Genomic DNA, 25,183 nt, shown 5'->3' on the forward strand with positions numbered 1-25,183 from the left:
GCCAAATCTCATCATGAGCTAGAACTCGATGGCCCTTTCCCTGCCGGCCATCATGAGGACTACGGCGGCGCGGCTTTCAGCGCTTTATTTCCTGCTTTTCGCGCTATGTGCCGTGTTGCTGGTCTTCTACATGACGTCGTTGTCGGCCCGCATGCTGACCGGCCAGACCCAGCAGACCATCAATGACGAGGTGCTCGGCCTCGCTCGTGCCTATCAGAGCGGCGGCCTGCCGCGGCTGGTGCGCGTCGTCGAGCAGCGCTCGCGCCAGCCCGGCGCCAACCTCTATCTCATTGCCGATGTCAACGGCCAGATCCTCACCGGCAACGTGCAGAGCCTGGCACCGGGGGTGCTCGAGACCGATGGCTGGACGACCGAACCCTTCTCCTATCGCCGTTTCGGCGAAGGTGAGCTCGAACGGCAGCGCAACCAGGCTTCTGACCCGAATGGCGCGCAGCCCGGCGAGACCGAAATTCAGCCCGAGGGCGAGAAGGGCCACAACGCCATCGCGCTGGTGCTGCGGCTGCCCAACCAGATGATCATGCTGGTCGGCCGCGATCTCGGCGAGCCCGAGCGCTTCCGCGCCGTCGTCCGCCGCGCCCTGATGCTGGCGCTGGGCATGATGGGCCTGGGCGGGCTGCTGATCTGGTTCCTTGTCGGCCGCGCCGCGCTGAAGCGCATCGACAGCGTCTCGGAGGCAAGCCGCCGCATCATGGGCGGCGATCTCACGGGACGGCTGCCGGTGACCGGCGCCGGCGATGAGTTCGACCGCCTGTCGGAAAACCTCAACACCATGCTGGCCAGGATAGCGACGCTCAACGAAGGGCTGAAGCAGGTCTCCGACAACATCGCCCATGATTTGAAGACGCCGCTGACCAGACTGCGCAACCGCGCTGAGGCGACACTTTCGGGCAAGCACAAGACCACCGACTACCGGCAGGCGCTGGAAGGCACCATCGCCGAATCCGACCAGCTGATAAAAACCTTCAACGCCATCCTGATGATCTCCAGGCTGGAGGCCGGCTATTCCTCGGAGAGCACCAGCAAGGTCGATCTCGCCGCCGCGGTGCATGACGTTGTCGAGCTTTATGAGCCGGTGGCGGAGGAGGCTGGCGTGGTGCTTGAAACTGCCGCGGACGGGAATTTTTCCGTCGATGGCAACCGCGAGCTGATCGGCCAGGCACTGTCGAACATCGTCGACAACGCCATCAAATACTCGACCGATGCGACGGAAAAGCCTGCCGTGCGCGTAGCCCTGCAGCGCGTCGGTCACGAAATCCGCCTTTCCGTTTCCGACAATGGCCATGGCATCCCCGACGATGCCGACCGCGCCAGGGCGACCGAGCGCTTCGTGCGGCTGGAAAAGAGCCGCTCGCAGCCGGGATCCGGTCTTGGCCTCAGCCTCGCCAAGGCGATCATGACTTTTCACAATGGCCGGCTTGAACTTCTGCCTGCCAATCCCGGATTGTCCGTTATCATGAGCTTCCCGGCGCGGGAGGACCATTGATGGCGGTGAGGATGGCTGCGAAACGGATCGAGACCGAATGGCGCCTGCAACTGGCGGCGCAGCTCGCGCCGCTGGATGAGGCCCGCGCCCGGCGTGAACTGTCGGAGATCGCTGGCGATGCCAAGGACGAGAACCTGCCGCGGCTGGCGAAATTCCTAGGAGGCAAGGGCACCGCACAGGAGTTTCTCGCTGCCGTCTTCGATCTCTCGCCCTTCCTCCGCGATGTTGCGCGCCGCCGGCCGCAAATCCTCGACGCGCTGTTCGATGGCAGTGTCGAGGCTCGGCTGCTCGCCATCGCCGAAGCGATCGGCAAGGCCGCCTTTTCCGAGACCGTTTCCGAATCCAGCCTGATGATGGAACTCAGGCAGTGGAAGGGTGAAGCTCACTTCCTGATCGCACTTGCAGACCTCTCCGGCGAGGCCGATGCCGCGCTGACGGTAAGGCGCCTCAGCAATCTCGCCGATGCCTGCACCTGCGCGGCGGTCGACTTCCTGCTGCGCGAGGCGCACAGCCAAGGCAAGCTCAAATTGCCCGATCCCGAAAATCCGTCACGGCAATCCGGCTGGATCGTGCTCGGCATGGGCAAGCTTGGCGCGCATGAACTGAATTTCTCCTCCGACATCGACCTCGTCGTCTTCTTCGATCCGGATGCGCCGGCGATCGTCGATCCGCTCGACGCCACAGAGCTGTTTGCGCGCCTGACCCGCAGGCTGGTCCGCATCCTGCAGGACCGCACCGGGCACGGCTATGTCTTCCGCACCGATTTGAGGCTTCGTCCCGATCCAGGCTCGACGCCGCTGGCGATCCCGGTCGAGGCAGCACTTCGCTACTATGAGGCGCGCGGCCAGAACTGGGAGCGCGCCGCCATGATCAAGGCGCGTCCCGTGGCCGGCGATCTCGATGCCGGGGATGCGTTCCTGCGGGAATTGCAGCCCTATGTCTGGCGCAAATACATGGACTATGCGGCGATCGCCGACGTTCATTCGATCAAGCGCCAGATCCATGCCCACAAGGGTCATGGCGAGATCGCGGTCAAAGGACACAACGTCAAGCTCGGCCGCGGCGGCATTCGCGAAATCGAGTTCTTCGTCCAGACCCAGCAACTGATCGCCGGCGGCCGTTTTCCGGAGCTGCGCGGCCGCGAGACGGTGCCGATGCTGGGTGCGCTGGCGGCGCGCAACTGGATCACCGCCGATGCACGCGACGCGCTCACGCAGCAATATTGGTTTCTGCGCCGCGTCGAACACGCCATCCAGATGGTCGCCGACGAGCAGACGCATATTCTGCCCGACGATGATGAAGGGCTGGAACGCATCGCCCATATGCTGGGCTTTGCCGATGCCGCCAGATTTGCCGAAACCTTTCGCGCGGCTTTGCATGAGGTCGAGCGCCATTACGCCGCGCTGTTCGAGACCGCGCCTGAATTGTCGGCCGGCGTCGGCAATCTGGTCTTCACCGGCGATGTCGACGATCCCGACACGCTGCAGACCTTGCACGGCCTTGGCTTCCAGCGGCCAAGCGACATCTGCCGCGTGATTCGGGGCTGGCATTTCGGCCGCTATCGCGCCACCCAGTCGGCGGAAGCGCGCGAGCGGCTGACCGAACTGACGCCGGCGCTGCTCAAAGCCTTCGGCCAGACGCGCCGGGCCGACGAGGCGCTGGTTCGCTTCGATGAACTCCTCGCCGGCCTGCCCGCCGGCATCCAGCTGTTTTCGCTGCTGCAGTCGAATCCCGCTCTGCTGAAGCTTATGGCGACGATCATGGGCGCCGCGCCTCGGCTGGCGGCAATCATCACAAGGCGCCCGCATGTCTTCGACGGTCTGCTCGACCCGGCGCTGCTCACCGAACTGCCCAACCGCGCCTATCTCTCAGCGCGGTTGGCCGCTTTCATCGATGGCGACAGGCCCTACGAGGATGTGCTTGACCGGCTGCGCATCTTTGCCTCCGAGCAGAAATTCCTGATCGGTGTCAGGCTGCTCGCCGGCTCGATCGACCCGGCGCGCGCCGGCCGCGCCTTTTCCGATCTCGCCGACCTCACCATCGACGCCGCATTGCAGGCGGTGACCACCGAATTCGCGCTGCGCCACGGCGGTATCGCCGGCGGCACCGTGTCGCTGCTCGGCATGGGCAAACTCGGCAGCCGCGAGCTCACCGCCGGCTCCGATGTCGACCTCATTCTGCTCTACGACCACGACGCGAATGCCGACGAGTCCGACGGCGACAAGCCGCTCGCACCATCGCACTACTATACCAGGATGACGCAGCGGCTGATCGCGGCTGTCTCGGCGCCGACCGCCGAAGGCGTTCTCTACGAGCTCGACCTGCGCTTGCGGCCATCCGGCAACAAGGGGCCGGTGGCCACCCACATCGATGCCTTCAAGAAATACCAGCGCCAGGAGGCCTGGACCTGGGAGCACATGGCGCTGGCCCGGGGGCGCGCCATCGGCGGCGACGCGGCCCTTTGCGCCGAGGTCGAGGCCGAGGTGGCGGCACTTCTGGCCTTGCCGCGCGACGCCGCCAAGGTGAGGGCGGAGGCATCCGAGATGCGCGCGCTGATCGAGAAGGAAAAATCGCCGCGCGATCTCTGGGACATCAAGCTCATCTCCGGCGGCCTCATCGACCTCGAATTCATCGCGCAGGTGGCGGTTATAACCGGGCAGGTCGAAGCCGGCCGCAGGGTGACCGCGACCGGCGAAATCCTGGCGCATCTGTCGCCGGATTTCGCCGAGGCTGACGTCAGGCAGCAGCTTTGCGAAGCCTACCAACTCTATCTGGCGCTGACCCAGATGACGCGGCTTTGCCTCACCGGTGCATTCGAACGCGATGACGTTCCGCCGGGATTGTCGGATCTGCTTCTGGCGGTGACTGACCTGCCGGATTTCGGTGTGCTGGAAGCACATCTCAAGGAAACGTCGCAAAAGGTCAGAAAGGATTTCAACCTTTTGCTTCGTACGAAACGGTCGTGAGGGCGTGAAGCGTTGGCGGCTGTTTCGGATCGCATCGGGGGTGACGATGCAACAGGAGATACCCATGAGAAAGACAACCGGACTTGCCCTTGCCTTTGTCGCGCTTGCCGGCGCCGTTGGCACCACCGCCTATGCCGAGAACAATGCCAGCGCCAGAATGCGCGAGGGCGCGATGATGCGCCTCGACAAGGCGATGAAGGATTCCAACGGCACCATCAGCTTCGACCAGTTTTCCGACGCCATGAACGCGCGGCTGAAGAAGCTGGTCGCCGATAATGGCGGCAAGCTGACAGTCGCCCAGCTCGCTGACGCGCTGGAGAAGGCGCGGTTCGAGGAAATGGCCAAGCGCATAGTTGCCCGCTACGACAGCAAGGGCGACGGCACGCTGACCACGGACGACATCACCGGGCGCGAGAAGAAGGTGTTCGCCATGCTCGACCGCAACAATGACGGCAAGATCGAGCGCAACGAACTGCCAAAGAAAGGCCGCATGGGCCGCCACCACCAATGGGACGGCGGCGACGACAGCATGGAGTGAAATGGCGATATGTCTCCGGCGGCGAAAGCCGCCGGAGCCCTTACATGACCGGGGCTACTCAGTCCTTGAACGCGGCGGAGAGCACCGCTCGCATTGGCGGGCCGTCAGGCCGCCGCCTTCACCGCCAGCGCCGGCTTCTTCACCGGAATGCGCACCGACACGATCGTGCCGACGCCTTCGGTCGAGCGGATTTTCAGCGCGCCGCCCTGCAGCTCGGCCAGCGAGCGCGAGATGGCAAGGCCGAGGCCGGAGCCGGCGTGGTTCTTCGAAAACTGGTTCTGCACCTGTTCGAAGGGGCGGCCAAGCTTGCTCAGTGCCTCCTTCGGAATGCCGCAGCCATTGTCCTCGATGGTCAGCACCAGCGCGCCTGACGTGTTGCGGGCGCGCACCGAGATATGGCCGCCCTGACCGGTGAACTTCACCGCATTCGACAGCAGATTGATGGCGATCTGCTTGATCGCCCGGCGGTCGGCGAACAGCGTCATCGTATCGGCGATGCGGGTTTCGACCGTGATCGATTTCTCCGCCGCCTGCAGCGAGATCACCCGCACCGTCTCGCGGATCAGCGGGCAGAGATCGATTTCCTCGCGGTCCACCGAGAATTGGCCGGCTTCGATCTTCGACATATCGAGTATGTCGTTGATGACGCCGAGCAGATATTTGCCGCTGCCGTTGATGTCGTTGGCATATTCCTCGTAGCGCGGCGAACCGAGCGGCCCGAACAGGCCTTGTTCCATCAGTTCGGAGAACCCGATGATGGCGTTGAGCGGCGTGCGCAGCTCGTGCGACATGTTGGCTAGGAATTCGGATTTGGCCCGATTGGCGGCCTCGGCGCGCTCGGTTTCCTTCATATATTCGCGGTTGAGCTCGACCAGTTCCTTGGCGCGCTCTTCCTCGGCCCGGCGGGCGAGGCTGAGGTCGTGGATGGTCGCCATCAGCCGGCGCTCGCTGTCGACCAGCTTTTCCTGGTGCAGCTTGATCTGGGTGATGTCGGAGCCGACGGAGACCGTGCCGCCGTCCCGGGTCCTCAGTTCGTTGACCTGCAGCCAGCGGCCGTCGGAGAGCTGCCGCTCGAAGGTTGCGCCCCCTTGCGGCCCGTTGGTGTTGGCCAGCCGCCGTTCAGAGGCGAAGGCCAGCATGCGCTCTTCAAGCACGGCGCGCGCAGCGCCCGGCATGACGTCGCGGTCCGACAGGCCGTTGTCCTTCTGGTATTTGGAATTGCACATGATCAGGCGCTGGGCGGCATCCCACAGCACGAAGGATTCGTTGATGTTTTCGATCGCGGTCCGCAGGCGCAGGTCGGCCGCCTCCGAGCGCAGCGCCAGATGCCGCTGCTCGGTGACGTCGACGGCAATGCCGATCAGCTGGATCTCAGGCGCTTCCGGGTCGATCACCTGGGCCCTGGCGCGCATCCACACCCACTGGCCGTCGGCGTGACGCATCCGGAACACCTGGTCGATATGGTCGATCTCGCGCTCGACGATTTTGTTGGCCAGCTCGAACAGGTCGCCGTCCTCGGGGTGGATGATGTCGTCGACCTCGCCGAACGACAGCATCGAGTTGCAGGGCTCGTAGCCCAGCATGTCGTACATCGAGCGCGACCAGTACATCTTGCCGCGCACCATGTCCCAGTCCCACAGGCCGCAGCGACCGCGAACCAGCGCCATGTCGATGCGCTGATGGGCTTCGAGATAGATGCGGTCGGCTGTCTGGGCGCGCGATGCCTGGCCGAAATAGGCGTAGAGGATGATGATCAGCACGCCGGCTGTCAGCACAAACAGCGTGACGTTGAGCGAGACGGTCTTGCGCCAGTTGTCGAACGCCGCTTCCTGCGGCACCAGCACGGCGGCGGCGTTCTTGCGGTCCCGGGTCAGGCTCACCGCCGCGTACCAGTCCTGGCCGCCGATGCTGACATCCATGACCCCGGCGCGGTCGCCGAACATGAACAGCGGCTGGCCGTCCAGCACCAGGCTGTCCAGCGATCGCCCTTGCCAGCCGGTCGACAGCGGCGACACGGCAATGATCTTGAAGGCGCTGTCGGTGATCACAAGCACATGGCTTCTGCCCATGGCGCCCTGGCGGCTCGTGCTTTCCAGAAGATCAATTGCACCGCTGGATGCCGCGGTCGGGTCGGCCGAGATTGCGTTCGCCATCTGGCCGGCGGCGAGACCTAGCACCGCCTTGCCGTCGCGCTCGGCCTCGTCGCGCTCGTTCATCAGCGACAGCACGCGCAGTGCGGCGATGACGATCAGGAAGATGATGATGAGAGCCGGTATCGAACGGCGCAGAAGGGGTTCGGCAGCCAGGAGCCGCCGGTAGGCTGGTTCAGCGATGAGCCGCGTATTGCCGGCGAGGCCGTCGCCTCGCGCCTTGCGCCGCTCAAAAGCCGTCCCTTCGGGCGCGCCCCACGCGTCCGCCTTGGCCATAAATGGCACTCCCCGAATTTCCGTACGCTTGACGATTCGGCAACACCGCACATCCGAATCGTCTGTAAAGAATCAAAGGTGATTCGCCTTGTCCAGAGGCGCGGCCGAAAAACATTAAAAATTGATTGAAATAACGCTGAAATCCCTCCCCTTGAGGGGAGGGTGGCCCGAAGGGCCGGGTGGGGTCCTCGGCGAAGCGCTCGACTCTCTCAATCACGGTCGAAGTTGGTCGAGGTCGCGCACTGCCGCAACGACCCCACCCGTCCATCCGCCTTCGGCGGCTGTCCACCGTCCCCTCAAGGGGGAGGGATCAGGCCAGCGTTCGCTCCACAATGTCCCGCAAATCCGCCGACAGGTTCTCGGCACCGGCGATGGCCAGCAGCGCTCCCCTGGCCTTGGCTTGCCTGCCCGGCTCCAGCGAGCGCCACGAGCGCAGCGCTGTCGCCAGCCTGGCCGCCACTTGCGGATTGCGTTTTTCAACCTCGAGTACGGTCTGGGTAAAAAACCGGTAGCCTTCGCCATCGGCGCGGTGGAAGCCGGTCTGGTTGGCGCTGGCGAATGTGCCGACCAGCGAGCGCATCCGGTTCGGATTGGCCATCGAGAAAGCTGCGTGACCAGTCAGCTCGCGTACCGTGTCGACTGTCCGGGGTCCCGGCACGCTGGCCTGGATCTGGAACCATTTGTCCATGACCAGCGGATCGGCGCCATAACGGGCCTCGAAATCGGCCAGCGCCTTGATCGCCTCCGGCGAACCGTCATGGCGGTGCGCAAGGACGGTCAGCGCTGCGGCGCGGTCGGTCATGTTCGTCGCGACCTCGAAATGCCGGGCGGCGAGCGCAGCCCCTTTCGGCAGCAGCGAGAGGTAGTCGAGCAGGATGTTGCGCAGCGCGCGGCGTCCCGCACTTGCCGCGTCGGGGCTGAACGGCCCGTCGTCGGCGAGGCGGCCGTATAGGTCGGTGAACGTTTGCTGATTGGCGCGCGCGATTGCCAGCGCCAGCGCCTCGCGGGCGGCGAAGATGGCGTCGGGGTCAATATTCCTGCCGATGTCGCGAGCAATGTCGGCCTCGCCCGGAAGCGAAAGCGCCAGTGCCCGGTAAGCGGGTTCCAGCGTCTCGTCGCCGGCGATCTTGCCGGCAAGTCCGGTCAGCCTGGCGGTGAAGGCCGGCTTTGCGCCGCCGAGGATCTGGCGGAAGGCCGCTATCAGCGCATCGGTCAAAAGCGTGTTGAACGCCTGCCAGCGCGCAAAGGCATCGCTGTCATGGCCGGCGAGAAAGAACTGGTCGTCGGCCTTCTGCTCGACCGAAAGCGTGATCGGTGCCGAAAAGCCGCGGTTGAGCGACACCGCCGGCCGCTCGGCAACGCCTGAGAAGCGCACCATGTGACGGCGCTTGCGAATATGGATGACACCGTCCTCGACGGCGGCGCCCTCGACGCCGCCATAGGCAACCGGTTCGCCGCCGGCGCCGACCAGCCCGAAGGCGAGCGGGATGTGCATCAGCCGCTTGCGGCTTTCCGACGGCGTCGGCGGCACCGACTGCTCGATCTCGAGCGTGAACTCGCGCGTGGCCGGATTGTGCGTCGAACTGACGGTCAGGTTCGGCGTGCCCGCCTGGTGGTACCAGAGCGCGAATTGCGACAGATCGCGCCCGGAGGCGTCCTCGAACACTTTGAGGAAATCCTCGATCGTCGCTGCTTCGCCGTCATGGCGCTCGAAATAGAGATCCATTCCGGCGCGGAACGGGTCAGGTCCGAGAATGGTGCGGATCATGCGCACGACTTCCGAGCCTTTTTCGTAGACGGTCGCCGTGTAGAAATTGTTGATCTCGCGGTAGCGGCGCGGCCGCACCGGATGCGCCAGCGGTCCCTGGTCCTCGGGGAACTGGTGTGCCCTGAGCGTGCGCACTTCGGCGATGCGCTTGACCGCGCGCGAGCGCTGGTCGGCGGAGAATTCGTGGTCGCGAAAAACCGTCAGCCCTTCTTTCAGGCAGAGCTGGAACCAATCGCGGCAGGTGATCCTGTTGCCGGTCCAGTTGTGGAAATACTCATGCGCGATGATCGCCTCGATATTGGCGAAATCGGCATCGGTGGCGGTTTCCCGGTCGGCCAGCACATATTTGTCGTTGAAGATATTGAGGCCCTTGTTCTCCATGGCCCCCATGTTGAAGTCGGAAACGGCGACGATGTTGAAGACGTCGAGGTCGTATTCGCGGCCGAAGGCCTGCTCGTCCCATTGCATCGAGCGCTTCAGCGCATCCATGGCGTAGCCGGCAAGCCCCTCCTTGCCTGGCTCGACATAGATGCCGAGTTCGACCTCGCGCCCGGACATGGTGACGAAACTGTCCGCAACCTTGCCGAGATTGCCGGCCACGAGCGCAAACAGATAGGACGGCTTGGGGAAGGGGTCGTCCCAGACTGCAAAGTGCCAGCCGTCGGCAAGCGCGCCGCTTTCGACCGGATTGCCGTTGGAAAGCAACAGCGGCGCTTCGTCCAGCCTCGCCTCGATACGCACGGTATAGACCGACAGGATGTCGGGGCGGTCGAGGAAATAGCTGATGCGGCGAAAGCCCTCGGCCTCGCACTGCGTGCAATAGACATTGCTGGAGCGGTAGAGGCCCATCAGCGCCTCATTGCTGGCCGGCGCGATCTCGGTCTCGAGCAGCAGCTGGAAACGGGGCGGCGGCCTCAAAATGGTCAGCTGGTCCGGCGTGGCGAGATACTCGGCCGGGGCAAGCTCGCGACCGTCGATGGCAATGCGCTTGAGCACCAGGCCGTCGCCGTCCAGCACCAGCGACGTCCAGGCGGCGGCGCCATCGCGGCGTTCGATCGTCAGCACTGCGGTGACACGCGTTGCGTCTGGCGAAAGGCGGAAGGTGAGGCCGGTTTGCGGGATGGAAAAGTCGTTGGGGCGGTAGTCTTCGAGCTTGAAGACCTGGCCGGTATCGGTTCGCATTCCCTTGGGTTTCCCTGTCGCTATCGGAGCCGCTGACGTGTCATGGCCCATTAAATCTAAAGTTGCGCGCTCTTTACACGAAACGGTCACTCGACAAAACTGCGCCAATGCCTATTCGGGGCGTTCCCCTTCCGCCATTATCGTGAGGCCTTGATGACCGTCGTCACATCGAAGTTCGGAATGGGCGCCTGTGTACCGCGTCGTTCGACGCGCATCTCAGCGGAGATCCGGGAAGCAACAAAACAGTGAAAGCCGGGCCTGGAGACGAAGCGGGCGGGAAACTGTCCGATCATCCCGGCGCGCATCGGCCCAAAAATCAATGTCGATTTTTGGAAAGCACGATGCGCAGATTTATAGTGTCAGAGCGTCCTTTGCGCGTCGAAGACGACGCGCGGCGCTCTAATGTTCTCACCGGGATCATGCTCAAGGTCATGTCGGTGGCAGTCTTTGTCGGCATGCAAACCTGCATCAAGGCCGCCGGCACTTTGCCGGCCGGCCAGATCGTCTTCTTCCGCTCCTTCTTCGCCATCTTCCCGATCATCGTCTTCCTGGCCTTCAAGAGAAAACTCGGTACGGCGTTCGCCACCAAACGCCCGCTGAACCACATCGCGCGCGGTGTCGTCGGCGTTTGCGCCATGGGGCTCGGCTTCTTCGCGCTGACCCGGCTGCCGCTGCCGGAAGCGATCACGCTGAACTATGCCCAGCCTTTGCTGGTGGTGGTGTTCTCCTCGCTATTCCTCGGCGAAGCCATTCGCGTCTATCGCTGGAGCGCGGTTGCGGTCGGTCTGGTCGGCGTGCTGATCATCTCCTGGCCGGAGCTGACGCTGCTCACGTCGGGCGCCGCGCTCGGCGACCAGGAGGTGCTGGGCGTCATCGCTGCTCTTGTTTCTGCAGCAATCTCCGCCAATGCCATCCTGCTCGTGCGCAATCTTGTCCAGACTGAACGAACAGCGACCATCGTGTTGTGGTTCTCGGCGACGGCGAGTGTCATGGCGCTGCTTACGCTGCCCTTCGGCTGGCAGGCGCTGACGCCGCTGCAGGCCGGTCTGCTGGTCGCAGCAGGGTTCTGTGGCGGGCTGGCGCAGATCCTGATGACGGCGGCGTACCGCCATGCCGAAGCTTCGGTGGTGGCGCCGTTCGAATACACCTCGATGATCCTCGGCGTCGTCGTCGGCTATTTCGCCTTCGGCGATGTCGCCACCATCAACACGCTCGTCGGCGGTGTGATCGTCGTTGCCGCCGGCATCTTCATCATCTGGCGCGAGCGCCAGCTCGGCCTCGAGCGCACCCGAACGCGGAAGGCAGCGCCACCACAAGGGTGATCAGGACGACTGCGCGCGTTCTTTAGCGAGCCGCACCAGCACCGCCCGTGTCGGCTCGTCGGCCGGGAAGAAAGACTCGATTGCCAGTTCCGACAGCGTCACGTCGAGCGGCGTGCCGAAGACGGTGATGGTGCTGATGAAGGACAGCACCTGGTCGCCATGCGCCAGCCGCAGCGGATGGACGATGCCGTTGGGCTCCACCGGCACCGGTCGCGCGCCCTTGAGCCCGGACGGATAGGTTCGCAATTCGCGCTCCAGCTCGACCAGTACGGGATCGCCGGTGGCATCGTTCTGGTGTTTCAGCCGCTCCAGCAGATGCGCTCGCCACTCCGCGAGATTGACGATGCGCGGTGCGATGCCGTTCGGGTGCAGGCTGAGGCGCAGCACGTTGACCGGCGGCTGGAGCAGCGACGGCTCGGCAACATCGGCCAGAAACGGGCCGATGGCGGCGTTGGCGGAAATCAGGTTCCAGTGCCGGTCGACGGCGAGCGCGGGGAACGGTTCATGCCCCTTGAGCACGGTCTCGACCGCAGCAAGCGCCGGCGCCAGCGTCTTGTCTGTGAGTGGCCGCTCGCCGAAGCTCGGCGCAAAGCCGGCGGCAAGCAGCAGCTGGTTGCGCTGCCGCAGCGGAATCTCAAGCTGCTCGGCCAGATGCAGCACCATCTCACGCGACGGCGCGGCGCGGCCGCTTTCGACGAAGGAAAGATGCCGCTGCGAAATCTCGGCCTCCATGGCGAGATCAAGCTGGCTCATGCGCCGCCGCGTGCGCCATTCGCGGATCAGGCCGCCGGCAGAGGTCTGGGGTGTTGTCATGGGTGAAAGGATTAGGCTGGGGTGGGCGGTATTTCAATTACCTCGGAGGTCATTGGCGCGGTTCTCCCTTCTCCCCCTGTGGGAGAAGGTGGCCGAGCGAAGCTCGGTCGGATGAGGGGTGTTCCAGGGAACGCCAACGTCTCACTCCGCTGGAACACCCCTCATCCGTCTCGGCGCTGCGCGCCGATCCACCTTCCCCCACAAGGGTGGAAGGAAGAGGCGCGCCTCACCCCACCTCCCGCAACTTCGCCTTCACCTCGAGAAAGTCCCGCCAGGCTAGCTTCTTGTGCGCAGGGGTCCGCAAGAGATAGGCCGGGTGCAACGTCGGCATGGCCGGAATGGCAGTGCCCGACACCGTCGTGTGCACCTGCCAATTGCCGCGCAGGCGCAGGATGCCCTCGGTAGTGTTGAGCAGGGTTTTGGCCGAAGGGCCGCCGAGATTGACCAGCACCTTCGGATTGACCAGCTCTATCTGCCGCTCAATGAAGGGACGGCAGATTTCGGTCTCGTGCGGCGTCGGCGTGCGGTTGCCGGGTGGCCGCCAGGGAATGACGTTGGCGATATAGACCGAAGTCCGGTCAAGCCCGATCGCCGCCAGCATGCGGTCGAGCAGCCGGCCCGAGCGGCCGACGAAGGGCAGGCCCTCAATATCCTCGTCGCGGCCGGGCGCCTCGCCGACCAACATCACCGAACCTTCCGGATTGCCGTCGGCAAAGACCAGGTTCTTGGCGGTGAATTTGAGGTTGCAGCCATCGAACGACGCCATGTGCTGGCGCAGTTCGTCGAGCGTCGAGGCACTTGCCGCCATTTGCCGGGCCAGGGCCGCCTGTGCCTCGTCGGGCACCGTCGCCATGGCCGGAACGGAACGCGCCGGCGCGTCCGGCACCCGGCTTGCGTCCAGCCCGGGGCTGGCGGCGGCTTGTTCCGGAAACTTGTTTTCGCGAGGCGGCGCGGCAGGGGCCGTTGTGCGCTCGGGGCGCTTCGGTGCTGCCCCGGCAAACCGGTTCACCGGCGCGTCCTCCAACGCTTCGTCGACACCGGCAGAGGCGTAGAAGGCGAGCAACTCGGCCAGGTCGGATCGGTTGTTGGGGGAGGCGGCAGTCATACCGGGCACATTCGTCCGCCGAGAGACGATTTGCAAGGTTGGGCGGTTAGTAATCTCCCCCTCAAGGAGGGAGATTACGCGCTCGTCGGCTTTCGCCAATCACGAAGGGCATTTCGTGGCGATTTTCACGGCGTCTGCCGCTTACCCCGTCGGTATCCGCGGATCCTGCACCAGATAGAACGTCCAGCGCGGCGTGTAGTCGGTGATCAGAAACTCGAAGCGTCCCCTCTTCAGCGGGTCGATCTGTCCACTCTTGAACAAGAGCCGGTCATAGGGTTCGAAATCGCGGTCGAAATCGGCGTACGCGCTCGACAGGATGTTGTCGGGCGTCTTGTTGCGCTGGTCGAAGGACAGGCCGTCGCCGAACACGCTCGGCTGGTTGAGTATCTCCTGCAGCTCGAACTGGAATTCGACCCAGGCCTGGCCGCTGTTGTTGAGCACCTCGATACGCATGTACAGGATGCCGTTGGCGAATTCGCCGTTGGTGCTGAACGGCTGGATCGGTTTGGTGGTGCGGATGGTGAGCGTCACCGGCGTTGACGAATTCAGCTCCTCGGAGATGACCAACGGATCTTCCTTGGTGCCGGTGCCCGAGGCGCCGGTGATGTGGAAACCGCCAAGCTCGTCGGAAAAGGAATAGGCGCCGGTCGCCCACACCTTCACCGGCTCGGTCTGAGCGCGAACCGGCGTAAGCATTGAAAGGGCGAGAAGGATCGCTCGGCAGGTCCGGCCGGGCGGAAGGGGGAAGCGCGTCAATGAATAGCCGGACGGCGTGCGCATGGAAATAAGTATGGCCGATAAGAGAGCCGTCGAACAATTAAAATATGGGACGCTGAGCGCGGCCGCGCGCAAAACGCTTGCGGCAGAGTTGTCATCCGCGACTTTTTGTCGAAATCGGCATTGTCACGTCAGCGCCGGTTTCCTGTCGCGGATTGATGCGCTATGCAGCGCAGGAGCCAGCAAAATGCCGGAAACGGTTGGCCAGAGCGGAGGGGTTGATGAGCGAGATCGAACGCGAGAGCATGGAATTCGACGTGGTCATCGTCGGGGCCGGCCCGGCGGGCCTTGCCGCAGCGATCCGTCTCAAGCAGGTCAATCCCGAGCTTTCCGTCGTGGTGTTGGAAAAGGGCGGCGAGGTTGGTGCCCACATTCTGTCAGGCGCCGTCGTCGATCCCATAGGCGTCGACCGCCTGTTGCCGGGCTGGCGCGAGGAAGATGGCCACCCCTTCAAGACGCCGGTTACGGCCGACGATTTCCTGGTGCTCGGCCCCGCCGGCTCGTTCCGTCTGCCCAATATCCTGATGCCGCCGCTGATGAACAATCACGGCAACTACATCGTCTCGCTCGGCAATGTCTGCCGCTGGCTGGCAACCAAGGCTGAAGCGCTAGGCGTCGAAATCTATCCGGGCTTTGCTGCCGCCAGCCTCGTCTACAACGATGCCGGCGCGGTCACGGGCGTCGTCACCGGCGACATGGGCGTCGAAAAAGACGGCACACATGGCCCGGGCTTTGCGCCGGGCATGGCGCTGATGGGCAAATACGTGCTGATCGGCGAGGGCGCGCGCGGTTCGCTGTCCAAGCAGCTGATCGCAAAATACAAACTGTCCGACGGCCGTGAGCCCGGCAAGTACGGCATCGGCCTCAAGGAGCTGTGGCAGGTCAAGCCCGAGAACCACCGGCCGGGCCTGGTGCAGCACTCCTTCGGCTGGCCGCTCGACCTGAAGACAGGCGGCGGCTCCTTCCTCTACCACCTCGAGGATAACCAGGTCGCGGTCGGCTTCGTCCTGCATCTCAACTACAAGAACCCCTGGCTGTCGCCCTTCGAGGAATTCCAGCGCTTCAAGACGCATCCGGCGATATCGCGCACCTTCGAGGGCGCCAAGCGCATCGGCTACGGCGCGCGCGCCATTACCGAAGGCGGCTGGCAGTCGGTGCCGAAACTCTCCTTCCCCGGCGGCGTGCTGATGGGGTGTGCGGCGGGCTTCGTCAACGTGCCGCGCATCAAGGGTTCGCACAATGCGGTGCTGTCCGGCATGCTGGCGGCCGAGCATGTCGCGCAAGCGATCGGCTCCGGCCGCGCCAATGACGAGCTGTCGTCTTATGAGGACGCCTGGCGCGCGACCGATATCGGCAAGGATTTGAAGAAGGTCCGCAACGTCAAGCCGCTCTGGTCGCGCTTCGGCACCATTATCGGCGTCGGCCTCGGTGGTCTCGACATGTGGCTGAACACGCTGTTCGGCTTCTCGCCCTTCGGCACGCTGAAACATGGCAAGGCCGATTATGCCACGCTTGAGCCCGCGGCCAAGCACAAGAAGATCGCCTATCCCAAAGCGGACGGCGTGCTGACCTTCGACCGCCTGTCGTCGGTGTTCCTGTCCAACACCAATCACGAGGAAAACGAGCCGGTGCATCTCATCGTCGGCGACATGGAGTTGCAGAAGCGTTCCGAGCATGATGTCTTTGCCGGGCCTTCGACCCGCTATTGCCCGGCCGGTGTTTACGAATGGGTCGACAAGGACGGCAACGCCGCCGCCGATCCGTCTGCCAAAGATGTGCGCTTCGTCATCAACGCGCAGAACTGCGTGCACTGCAAGACCTGCGACATCAAGGATCCCAACCAGAACATTAACTGGGTGCCGCCACAAGGCGGCGAAGGCCCGGTCTATCAGGGCATGTGAGCCTCACCGACCGGGGCCGTCTCAACCAGCAAAAATGGCGGCGATGGCCGGGTTTACCAAGGCATGTAAGGCGCTCGGCGCCAAAGATTGTTGAAACCGTCGTCTGCTTGTGGTCTCATTGCCGCGTCCATGGGGAAAATGGCATGCGCGTGTTGGTCTTGTTTTGCGTCGCCGTCATAAGCGCGGCCTGCGGCGTCGTCGGGACGGCGTCGGCGGGGGTGAAAACCGTCGTCAAGACGCGAACCTATGACATCACCGGCACGACAGGTGCCGGTCTGGTTATCGCCATGAACCGCAGGGGCCCCAAGCACGGTTTCATGACCCACGCCATCGCGCAGACAAGCTACACCGCCGACTGGAGCCTGGACGTGGGTCAGGTCAACGGCGTCTGCCGCCTGCGCCAGGCCAATGGAACGCTCAACATCGCCTACACCTACCCGCGCGTCGCCTCGGCCGTCACGCCGGCGCTGCGCAAACGCTGGAACCGGTTTTTCACAGGCGTTCTCGCTCATGAAGGAACCCATGGCCGTATCGCCGGGCAGATGATGCAGGCTGCCGAGCGGTCGGTTCGCGGCCTGAAATTTGCCAACGATCCGCAATGCAACAAAACGCGCGTCGAAGCCACGCGGCGCTTGCAAGCCACTTCCAAGCTCTATGAGGCAAAACAGATCGCGTTCGACGCGCGCGAGCACAGTGAAGGCGGCCATGTCGAGCGCATCATCGAGGCCTTGGTAGGCTTGTGAAACCGTAAGCCCCGTGGCGTACGATCTAGCCGCCCATGCTGGGCTGGATCAGCGACACAGTCGCGGTAGAATCCTCGTCGGCCGGCTTGGTCTCGTCGCGCATCAATGAAAATTCCACCATCACCGGCAGATGGTCGGAGCCGGTCTCTTCCATCTGCGTCGACGACAGGATGGTCACCCCGCCCTTCGAAAACACCTGGTCGATCGGCAGGCCCACATAGCGCCGCAGGAAATCGGGCAGGGTCCGGTGGATCCAGGTCGGTCCGGCCGACGGCATCACGGTCAGTCCGCCGAGCGAGGCAACGCGCCGTACCGCGGCGCTCCACGGCACGGCATTGCAGTCGCCGGCCATGATCGCCGTCTCGCCGAGCGAGGTGAGCGTCTCGGTCAACTCGCCGATCTGCCAGTATTGTTCCTTCGGCCACGGCCAGCTCAAATGGATCGCCGCGACATCGACCGGAGTGCCGCCGAAATCGACGGTGGCGGCCGCCATCGCGCCGCGCGGTTCGCAATGCGGCTCGGTGCCGGCCGCAAAAGGTCGCCGGGACAAAAGCGCCACGCCCCACACTCCGTCGGGATGGGCGCACAGGATGCGATAGGGATAGGCGTTCTGGATATAGCCGAGTTCGGTCGCCCACATGGCCGATACTTCATCGAGCGTGATCACGTCTGGGTTGGTCCTGGCGATCAGCGAAAGAACCTTCTTGGGCGTCGGATTGTTGAAACGCAGGTTCATCTGCAGCAGCCGGTAGACCGGTTCGTTGCCGGGCGCGGCGTCATTGGCGGCCTGCACCGGCCACAGGCGCGGCAAGGTGCTCAACGTGCTGGCGAAGGCGGCCACGGCCAGCAGCAGGCCCACGCCCGCCTGCAGGCGAAACGAGGTGGCGAGCAGCGGCAGCGCAATCAGCCCCATCAGCACGGCAAAATGGATGCGGAAATGGGCAAAGGAATCGAAGGCCGGATGCAGTGCGCCAAAGAACCCGGCTACAAGCGCGGCCGAGAGGCCGAGCATTGCCAGGAACGCCATTGAAGCCATCATCTTTCGCACGCGTGCCATCAGACCGGGTTTTGCCCATAGACCGGGTAATACATTGCCGAGGTATCAGGCCTTTATCGGCTGAAATGCGGCCCAATCAAGATGACGAAACGCCTCGCGGCAAACATTTACGGCAAGCCGGTCTACTGAAAGGCCGTCTCCGAAAAGCTTCTCAGCTTGCGCGAATGCAACCGTTCCATCGGCATTTCCGCCAGCTTCTCCATCGCCTTGATGCCGATGGTCAGATGCTGCGCCACTTGCCGCTTGTAGAATTCGGTCGCCATGCCGGGCAGCTTCAACTCGCCATGCAGCGGCTTGTCGGAGACGCAAAGCAGCGTGCCGTAGGGCACGCGGAAGCGGAAGCCATTGGCGGCGATCGTGGCCGATTCCATATCGAGCGCGATGGCGCGCGACTGCGACAGCCGCTGCACCGGTCCGCGCTGGTCGCGCAGTTCCCAGTTGCGGTTGTCGATGGTGGCGACGGTGCCGGTGCGCATGATGCGCTTGAGATCGTAGCCGGAAAGTCCGGTGACTTCGGCGACCGCCTCCTGCAGCGCCACCTGGATCTCGGCCAGCGGCGGTATCGGCACCCACACCGGCAGGTCATCGTCCAGCACATGGTCTTCCCGGACATAGGCATGCGCCAGCACATAGTCGCCCAGCGCCTGAGTGTTGCGCAGGCCGGCGCAATGGCCGAGCATCAGCCATGCATGTGGCCGCAGCACCGCGACATGGTCGGTGATCGTCTTGGCGTTGGACGGGCCGACGCCGATGTTGACCATGGTGATGCCGCCATGGTTCGGCTTCTTCAGATGATAGGCTGGCATCTGAGGCAGGCGCGGCGCCGCCACGCCTTCGCTGGGTGCGTTTTGCCCTGCCTTGGTGATGACATTGCCCGGTTCGACGAATTCGGTATAGCCGTGGCCGCCTTCAGCCATCTGGGCCCGCGCGCGGGCGACGAACTCGTCGATGTAGAACTGGTAGTTGGTGAACAGCACGAAGTTCTGGAAATGCTGCGGGCTGGTCGCCGTGTAGTGCGTCATGCGGTGCAGCGAATAGTCGATGCGCTGCGCCGTGAACGGCGCCAGCGGCCTTGGTTCGCCGAACGCGACCTCGAAGGTGCCGTTGGCGATCTGGTCGTCGGTGCCGTCAAGATCCGGCACGTCGAACAGGTCGCGGATCGGCCGTTTGATGCGGTCGGCGGCGGCGCCATCGACATGGGTTCCTTCAAGGAACGCGAAATGCAGCGGGATCGGCGTGGTCGATTCCGAAACCGTTACCGGCACGCCGTGATTGCGCATGATCAGGCGAAGCTGCTCTACGAGATAGCGTTCGAACAGCACCGGCTGGGTGATGGTGGTCGAGAAATGCCCGGGGGTCGGCATGTGGCCGTAAGCCTGGCGCGAGTCGATCTGGGTGAACGAATTGGTGGTGACGCCGATCTCCGGGTAGAAGGCGCGGTAGCGCTTGCTTTCGTCGCCGCCGGCGGCAAGCGTGGCAAAGGAGTCGCGCAGAAACTTGGTGTTGCGGTCGTAGAGCACCTGCAAGGCGGCCACGGCCTTTTTGGCGTCGTCGAAGCTCTGCTTGCCGAAAGGCTCCGGCATGACGACCGATTCGATAGCTTGTGGGTAGATTCGCTTTTCCATGGCTCAATATAGAGACTTGAGGCCGCACTTGGGAGGGGAGGATGGCCGCCAAGTGGTCGATTTATTCGTCCACGCCCAAGGTGTGCTGAGATTCAGGTAAGGCTGAGCCGGAGTCGAGGACGGGCGCGAAGCGACCAAACTAGTTGGCTTCGAGAACCGGAGCGGAGCGTACTCGAAGCATGTGAGCACCAAGGCCGCCACTTGCAGGCCAGCATCACCTTAATACCGGCACACCTTACCCGCGCTGCAGACTGACCAGCAAGACAAAGCCGACGCCATGCTTCTTCGTCGCCGGCGCGTCGATCGTCGTGTCGGCATTGGCCCGCATCATTGGCATGGCCAGGACCGGCGCCGACAGCACGACCAGGACGAGCGCCGCCCGCGGCAGGAGCCGAAGGGTCTGGAGGGCGTTGATGGCGATGCGGTTCATGGCTTTTGCTTTTCTGTTTGGATCTATGTCTTTGTCGTCTCAGGGGCGAAAATGGTTCATGCAATCGAATTGGCAGGAACTGGCTGCATTCCAGGAACGGGCCGGACGGCCGGATTCGGCCACGAGGATGGCGAAGAGCATCCCGAACAGGCTCATCAACAGGCAGACGATGGTGAAGCGGCGAGCGAGCATTTGCGTGGTGTCTCCTTGAACACGCCATCAAAATGCCCTGATGCGACTGAACCGGCGCTGATGCCGGCGTTCATCTACGGTTCAAAGTGATTGACGATGTTTTAGGGAGCGCATCGGTTCGGGTTTGCGCCGCCGCAAACGGCACGGTCGTCGCTATGGCGCGCACCGTCCTGCAAAAGAAAACGGGGCCTGTGAAGGCCCCGTTGGTCAGGTCAAAGCAGCTAGATCAGAGCTTGTGCCAGGTCTGGCTCTTGCAGATCAGCCCGCCGAGCACGCAGCCGCTCATCTTGAGCGAGGTGCCCGACAGTGTTGCCTTGCCCGAATAGGTCTTGTCGTTTGCCGGATCGGTGATGTTGCCGGCATATTTGTTGCCCCCGGCCGCCTTGAGCGAACCGATGGTTTTCCCGGCATATTTGCCGGTCTTCAGCATGATGGAGAATGAACCGCTGCCGCCGATAACTGCTGTGTCGCCGGCTTGTGTCTTCCAGTTGCCTTCGATCGGATCCGCCCAGGCCGCACCAGCCATCATCACGGTGGCCGCCAGGGCCAAGCTCACTTTGCGAAACATATCTGTCCTCCCTGGTGTTAGGTAGGGCAGCCGCCTCTCTGCCCCTTACGCAAACGTAAGCTAATCCAGCTCCCGGCAAAACAAAAGCGGGTGTCGCGACGGAAGGTTTCGCAATTTTCATGCGTGGTCGGGAGAGCGCAGCCCGTGGAAATGAAACGATCGAGGCGTTGGCTTTGGTTCGCGTGGTTAGCAGAGTGTTGATCGGCGCCTTGCAAATTTTCGTCAAATCGGTCGAGAAACGGCGGGATTGCTGACTTTGTATCCTTAACGAATTTCCGCGTTTACCTCTTGTTTTAGCTTTGTTTTCTCCAAATTAAGCACGCCATTTAACGACGGATTCAAGGCTCGGCCTCATTCTCGGAAGCATCGAAAGAGCGGCTCCCCAGGGAACACCGGGGGACAGAAGAGGCCCGCTCTCGGGAGCCAGACAGGGGACTAAAATGGCACGTTTTGAAATGCTTGAAGCCGGCTTCGGCGCCATGGGGGCAACTGCCCAGGCCGACATTCTTTTCGAACTGGGCATGATGTATGCGACCGGCCGCGATTGCGAGACCGATGTCGTTGCCGCCCACAAATGGTTCAACATCGCCGCCATCAAGGGCTCGGTCCGCGCCGCGGAACTGCGCTCGGAACTGTCGGCCGCAATGTCCAAGGTCGAGCTCGCCAAGGCGCTGCGCGAAGCCCGCGAATGGATGACGATGCACTGAGATCGCGAGCAGATTATCGCAGGCAGATTATCGAAAACAGGGAAGCCCCGGGATCAAGACCGCAAAGACGGTCGGAACCGGTGAAACGACAAGGCCGCGACAAGACGGCCGACCATGAAAGAACAAGAACGCGGCAGGCCGGCACGGTCCAGTCGTGCACAATGGGGACGGCGGGCAGGTTTTTCTTGGCGCGGGGGCGCATGGGGACTGCTCTACGAGCAAAAAGCCACGAGCGGCCGGAACAGGCTGGCGTGGCTTTTTGCGTTGATGAGGCCCAATCGAGCGGCGCCGATGCGCCTAGACAGGCCCAATGAAGGATGAAATTGTCCCGCCTTCGGAAAGAAGCGCGGCCACAGCGGCTGCGCGAGTGTGGGAGGAGTTCTATCACCATGAAAAAAATGGGTATTTTGAGCGCGGCCGTATTTGGCCTGATGATGAGCGCGCCGGTTGCCTTTGCCGATGACATCACCATTTCGGTGGTCGGCCCGATGACCGGACAGCTCGCCACGATCGGCGATCAGTTCAAGCAGGGCGCAACGGCAGCCGCCGATGCGATCAACGCCGCCGGCGGTGTCAACGGCTCGATGATCAAGCTCGACATCGAGGACGACCAGTGCGATCCCAAGCAGGCGGTTTCTGTGGCCAACCGGATCGTTGCCAACAGCGTCAAGTTTATTGACGGCCACGCCTGTTCAGGTTCGAGCATCCCGGCTTCCGCCGTCTACGCCGAGGCCGGCGCGCTGATGATGAGCCCGGCCTCTTCAAATCCCGAGCTGACCGATGCCGCCGCCAAGGCCGGCTGGCCGACGATCATGCGTCTCTATACGCGTGACGACGCGCAGGGCGCCTTCATCGGCCCGTGGATCGCCAAGAAATATGCCGGCAAGAATGTCGTTATCCTGCATGACAAGAGCGCCTACGGTCAGGGCGTTGCCGATGCCGTGAAGGCGACGATGAATGCCGGTGGCCTCAAGGAGATCGACTATGAAGGCATCAATGCCGGCGAGAAGGATTATTCGGCTCTCGTCACCAAGCTGAAGGACCTCAAGGCTGACGTTGTCTATTTCGGCGGCTATCACCCGGAAGCCGGGCTTATCCTGCGTCAGTCGGCCGAGCAGAGCGTTAAGTTCCAGCTGATCATGCCGGACTCGATCGCCTCGCCGGAATTCTGGCAGGTCGCCGGCCCCGCCGGTGAAGGCACCCTGTTCGTCTTCCCGTCGGACCCGCAGGCCAAGCCGGAAGCCAAGGAGGCCATCGCCAAGATCAAGGCGGGCGGCTTCGTGCCGGAAGGCTTTACGCTGTTCTCCTACGCCGTCGTTCAGGCGTTTGCAGAGGGCGTCAAGCGCGCCGGAACGGACGATCCGGTCAAGGTAGCCGAAGCGCTGAAGAACGGCACGCCGTTCAGCACCGTGGTCGGCGACGTGACCTTCGACGAGAAGGGCGATCTGAAGAACGCCAGCTACGACATCAACCAGTGGCACGACGGCAAATACGCACCGATCGCGCAGTAAGCGGCCGCGTACTCATGGAATGGCCGGGCTTGTCCCGGCCATTTTTCATTCAAGCCTCCAGCCGGCTATGCAGCCTCTTCAACGAAGCGCACCAGCACCGTTCCGTCGGTGACCTGCGCGCCCTCGGTGGCGATCTCGGCGATCACGCCGTCATGGCTGGCCGCGATCGTGTGCTCCATCTTCATCGCTTCCAGGATCAACAGCGGCTGGCCCTTGATCACCCTTTCGCCCTTTGCCGCGCGCACCAGCTTGACCAGGCCCGGCATCGGCGCGCGCAGGCTGCCCGAAGCGGCGGCCGCCTCGTCGGTTCGCGCCAGCGGATCCGGGACGAGGAAACTGTAGCCGACCGCGCCTTCGAACACGGTGACGTGGCCTGGCCAGCGGGCAAGGCGAGGGGCGGCGCGAAGATCATGCGAATTGACGCTGTCATAGGGCGCGTCCAGCGCCACCTCGAAGCGCCCGTCCGGCCGCACTGAAACACGTGCTAGTATATCGTCCTCGCCATGGCGCAGGCGCGTGCGGCGCGCAACGCTGTGGAAATGCGCATAGCCGGCAAGTGACGACCACGGGTCGTCCGACGGCGGCAAAGCATCGGCGCCCGCCGCGGCAAGAGCCGCCGCGGCAACGATCTCGCTGCGCGGCGGGGCGACCGCGGTCAGCGCTTCCTGATGCCTGCCGATCAGGCCGGTATCGACGTCACCGGCCGAAAAATCGGCGTCCGCGGCAAGTGCCGCGAGAAAGGCGGTGTTGACGGTCGAGCCGGCAATCTCGGTCTGCGACAACGCAGTCCCGAGCGAATCGAGTGCCGCCTGCCTGTCCTTGGCATGGACGACCAGCTTGGCGATCATCGGATCGTAGAAGGGCGAGATCGCATCGCCCGCCCGCACGCCGGTCTCGATGCGCATGCTGGCGCCTTCGGGCGCGTTGTCGGGAAACGCCAGGTGATGCAGCGTGCCGGTCGCCGGCAGAAACCCTTTCGCCGCGTCCTCGGCATAGATGCGCGCCTCGAAGGCGTGGCCGGAAAGCGTGATTTCGCTCTGCGTCTTCGGCAGCTTTTCGCCGGCGGCTACCCGCAACTGCCACTCGACCAGGTCGGTGCCGGTGACCATTTCGGTGACGGGATGCTCGACCTGCAGGCGGGTGTTCATTTCCATGAACCAGAAGCGGTCGGCCTTCAGCCCTTGCGAGGCATCGACGATGAATTCGATGGTGCCGGCGCCGGAATAGCTGATCGCCTTGGCGGCCTTGACCGCCGCTTCCGTCATCGCCTCGCGCAGCGCCGGCGTCATGCCGGGCGCCGGCGCTTCCTCGATCACCTTCTGGTGGCGGCGCTGCGCCGAGCAGTCGCGCTCGTAGAGATGCACGGCATTGCCAAAATTGTCGCCGAACACCTGGACCTCGATGTGGCGCGGCTTGTCGACGTATTTTTCGACCAGCACGCGATCGTCGCCGAACGCGGCCTTGGCCTCGCGCCGTGCGCCTGACAGCGCTTCCGAAAAATCTTCGGGATGTTCGACGCGGCGCATGCCCTTGCCGCCGCCGCCGGCGCGCGCCTTGATCAGCACGGGATAGCCGATCTCACGCGCCTTGGACGCCAGCAGCACGATCTCCTGCGCCTCGCCATGATAGCCCGGCACCACCGGTACGCCTGCTTTCTCCATCAGCCGCTTGGCCGCATCCTTCAGCCCCATGGCGCGGATCGAGGCGGCCGACGGGCCGATGAAGGTGAGCCCCGCCGCCACCACCAGGTCGACGAAATCGGGGTTTTCCGAGAGGAAGCCGTACCCGGGGTGAATTGCTTCGGCGCCGGTCGCCAGCGCCGCCGCAACAATCTTGTCGCCGCGCAGATAGCTTTCGCCGACCGGCGAGGAACCGATACTCACTGCCTCGTCGGCCATTTTGACATGCAGGGCCTTGGCGTCCGCGTCGGAATAGACGGCAACGGTGCGCACTCCCATCTTCCTGGCCGTGCGTATCACCCGGCAGGCGATCTCGCCCCGATTGGCGATCAGGATCTTGGCGAACATGGAGCCTCCAGAGTTTGTCTC

19 protein-coding genes are annotated in these 25,183 nt (G+C 63.6%); 9 read left to right on the forward strand and 10 right to left on the reverse strand.

The window, feature by feature from the left end; all coding sequences use genetic code 11:
• The first annotated feature begins 28 nt into the window (after window positions 1–28).
• The 3 genes from NKJ76_RS23795 (at window position 29) to NKJ76_RS23805 (ending at window position 5,008) form a co-directional block, all read left to right on the forward strand.
• Window positions 29–1,504, forward strand: coding sequence for a sensor histidine kinase (locus NKJ76_RS23795; protein WP_023742645.1), 1,476 nt, complete (start codon window positions 29–31; stop codon window positions 1,502–1,504).
• The gene (locus NKJ76_RS23800; RefSeq protein WP_352538487.1) at window positions 1,504–4,470 is read left to right on the forward strand and encodes a bifunctional [glutamine synthetase] adenylyltransferase/[glutamine synthetase]-adenylyl-L-tyrosine phosphorylase; all 2,967 of its coding nucleotides are present in this window, start codon (window positions 1,504–1,506) and stop codon (window positions 4,468–4,470) included. The genes NKJ76_RS23795 and NKJ76_RS23800 overlap by 1 nt, the downstream gene beginning before the upstream one ends.
• A gap of 64 nt (window positions 4,471–4,534) precedes the next feature.
• A complete protein-coding gene (locus NKJ76_RS23805; protein WP_023702181.1) occupies window positions 4,535–5,008 on the forward strand; it encodes an EF-hand domain-containing protein in 474 nt (157 codons plus the stop codon).
• Window positions 5,009–5,112: 104 nt separating this feature from the next.
• On the opposite strand, the gene NKJ76_RS23810 is transcribed toward NKJ76_RS23805, so the two are convergent.
• Window positions 5,113–7,434 (reverse strand): PAS domain-containing sensor histidine kinase, encoded by a 2,322-nt coding sequence (locus NKJ76_RS23810; RefSeq protein WP_352538488.1) that lies wholly within the window; start codon window positions 7,432–7,434, stop codon window positions 5,113–5,115.
• A gap of 310 nt (window positions 7,435–7,744) precedes the next feature.
• Complete coding sequence (pepN, locus tag NKJ76_RS23815) at window positions 7,745–10,384, reverse strand: aminopeptidase N (RefSeq protein ID WP_352538489.1); 2,640 nt, start codon at window positions 10,382–10,384, stop codon at window positions 7,745–7,747.
• Window positions 10,385–10,803: 419 nt separating this feature from the next.
• On the opposite strand from pepN, the gene NKJ76_RS23820 reads away from it, so the two are divergent.
• Window positions 10,804–11,706 (forward strand): DMT family transporter, encoded by a 903-nt coding sequence (locus NKJ76_RS23820; protein WP_352538523.1) that lies wholly within the window; start codon window positions 10,804–10,806, stop codon window positions 11,704–11,706.
• On the opposite strand, the gene NKJ76_RS23825 is transcribed toward NKJ76_RS23820, so the two are convergent.
• The 3 genes from NKJ76_RS23825 to NKJ76_RS23835 form a co-directional block, all read right to left on the reverse strand.
• Window positions 11,707–12,519, reverse strand: coding sequence for a helix-turn-helix domain-containing protein (locus NKJ76_RS23825; protein WP_352538490.1), 813 nt, complete (start codon window positions 12,517–12,519; stop codon window positions 11,707–11,709).
• A gap of 226 nt (window positions 12,520–12,745) precedes the next feature.
• Window positions 12,746–13,624, reverse strand: coding sequence for a uracil-DNA glycosylase (locus NKJ76_RS23830; RefSeq protein WP_023670194.1), 879 nt, complete (start codon window positions 13,622–13,624; stop codon window positions 12,746–12,748).
• Window positions 13,625–13,765: 141 nt separating this feature from the next.
• Window positions 13,766–14,320, reverse strand: coding sequence for a hypothetical protein (locus NKJ76_RS23835; RefSeq protein WP_352538491.1), 555 nt, complete (start codon window positions 14,318–14,320; stop codon window positions 13,766–13,768).
• 302 nt (window positions 14,321–14,622) lie between these two features.
• Between NKJ76_RS23835 and NKJ76_RS23840 the strand changes: the two genes are divergently transcribed.
• Both NKJ76_RS23840 and NKJ76_RS23845 read left to right on the forward strand, forming a co-directional pair.
• Window positions 14,623–16,302: an electron transfer flavoprotein-ubiquinone oxidoreductase gene (locus tag NKJ76_RS23840; RefSeq protein WP_352538492.1), complete on the forward strand. Its 1,680-nt coding sequence runs from the start codon at window positions 14,623–14,625 to the stop codon at window positions 16,300–16,302.
• Window positions 16,299–17,045, forward strand: a complete 747-nt coding sequence (locus NKJ76_RS23845) for a DUF922 domain-containing protein (protein ID WP_488505237.1) — start codon at window positions 16,299–16,301, stop codon at window positions 17,043–17,045. Before NKJ76_RS23840 ends, NKJ76_RS23845 begins: the two co-directional genes overlap by 4 nt.
• A 25-nt stretch (window positions 17,046–17,070) precedes the next feature.
• On the opposite strand, the gene NKJ76_RS23850 is transcribed toward NKJ76_RS23845, so the two are convergent.
• From NKJ76_RS23850 to NKJ76_RS23860, 3 genes are all read right to left on the reverse strand, one after another.
• Entirely contained in the window at window positions 17,071–18,084 is a 1,014-nt protein-coding gene (locus tag NKJ76_RS23850; RefSeq protein ID WP_502900250.1) for an endonuclease/exonuclease/phosphatase family protein, read from the reverse strand.
• A 140-nt stretch (window positions 18,085–18,224) separates the two neighbouring features.
• The gene (locus NKJ76_RS23855; RefSeq protein ID WP_023731828.1) at window positions 18,225–19,685 is read right to left on the reverse strand and encodes an AMP nucleosidase; all 1,461 of its coding nucleotides are present in this window, start codon (window positions 19,683–19,685) and stop codon (window positions 18,225–18,227) included.
• A 277-nt stretch (window positions 19,686–19,962) separates the two neighbouring features.
• Window positions 19,963–20,157: a hypothetical protein gene (locus NKJ76_RS23860; RefSeq protein WP_023670200.1), complete on the reverse strand. Its 195-nt coding sequence runs from the start codon at window positions 20,155–20,157 to the stop codon at window positions 19,963–19,965.
• Between the two features lie 51 nt (window positions 20,158–20,208).
• Between NKJ76_RS23860 and NKJ76_RS23865 the strand changes: the two genes are divergently transcribed.
• On the forward strand, window positions 20,209–20,439 hold the full coding sequence (locus NKJ76_RS23865) for a hypothetical protein (protein WP_156932391.1): 231 nt from the start codon (window positions 20,209–20,211) through the stop codon (window positions 20,437–20,439).
• Between the two features lie 136 nt (window positions 20,440–20,575).
• On the opposite strand, the gene NKJ76_RS23870 is transcribed toward NKJ76_RS23865, so the two are convergent.
• Complete coding sequence (locus NKJ76_RS23870) at window positions 20,576–20,917, reverse strand: DUF2147 domain-containing protein (protein WP_352538494.1); 342 nt, start codon at window positions 20,915–20,917, stop codon at window positions 20,576–20,578.
• A gap of 440 nt (window positions 20,918–21,357) precedes the next feature.
• Here NKJ76_RS23870 and NKJ76_RS23875 point away from each other — a divergent pair, with 440 nt between their 5' ends.
• Together NKJ76_RS23875 and NKJ76_RS23880 are read left to right on the forward strand one after the other, a co-directional pair.
• Window positions 21,358–21,624, forward strand: coding sequence for an SEL1-like repeat protein (locus tag NKJ76_RS23875; RefSeq protein WP_352538495.1), 267 nt, complete (start codon window positions 21,358–21,360; stop codon window positions 21,622–21,624).
• Window positions 21,625–22,013: 389 nt separating this feature from the next.
• Window positions 22,014–23,135, forward strand: a complete 1,122-nt coding sequence (locus tag NKJ76_RS23880) for an ABC transporter substrate-binding protein (RefSeq protein WP_023670204.1) — start codon at window positions 22,014–22,016, stop codon at window positions 23,133–23,135.
• Window positions 23,136–23,200: 65 nt separating this feature from the next.
• Here NKJ76_RS23880 and NKJ76_RS23885 read toward each other — a convergent pair whose 3' ends face one another.
• On the reverse strand, window positions 23,201–25,162 hold the full coding sequence (locus NKJ76_RS23885; protein WP_352538496.1) for an acetyl/propionyl/methylcrotonyl-CoA carboxylase subunit alpha: 1,962 nt from the start codon (window positions 25,160–25,162) through the stop codon (window positions 23,201–23,203).
• Window positions 25,163–25,183 lie beyond the last annotated feature (21 nt).

This window comes from Mesorhizobium sp. M0029 (assembly GCF_040323735.1).
GTDB lineage: Bacteria > Pseudomonadota > Alphaproteobacteria > Rhizobiales > Rhizobiaceae > Mesorhizobium.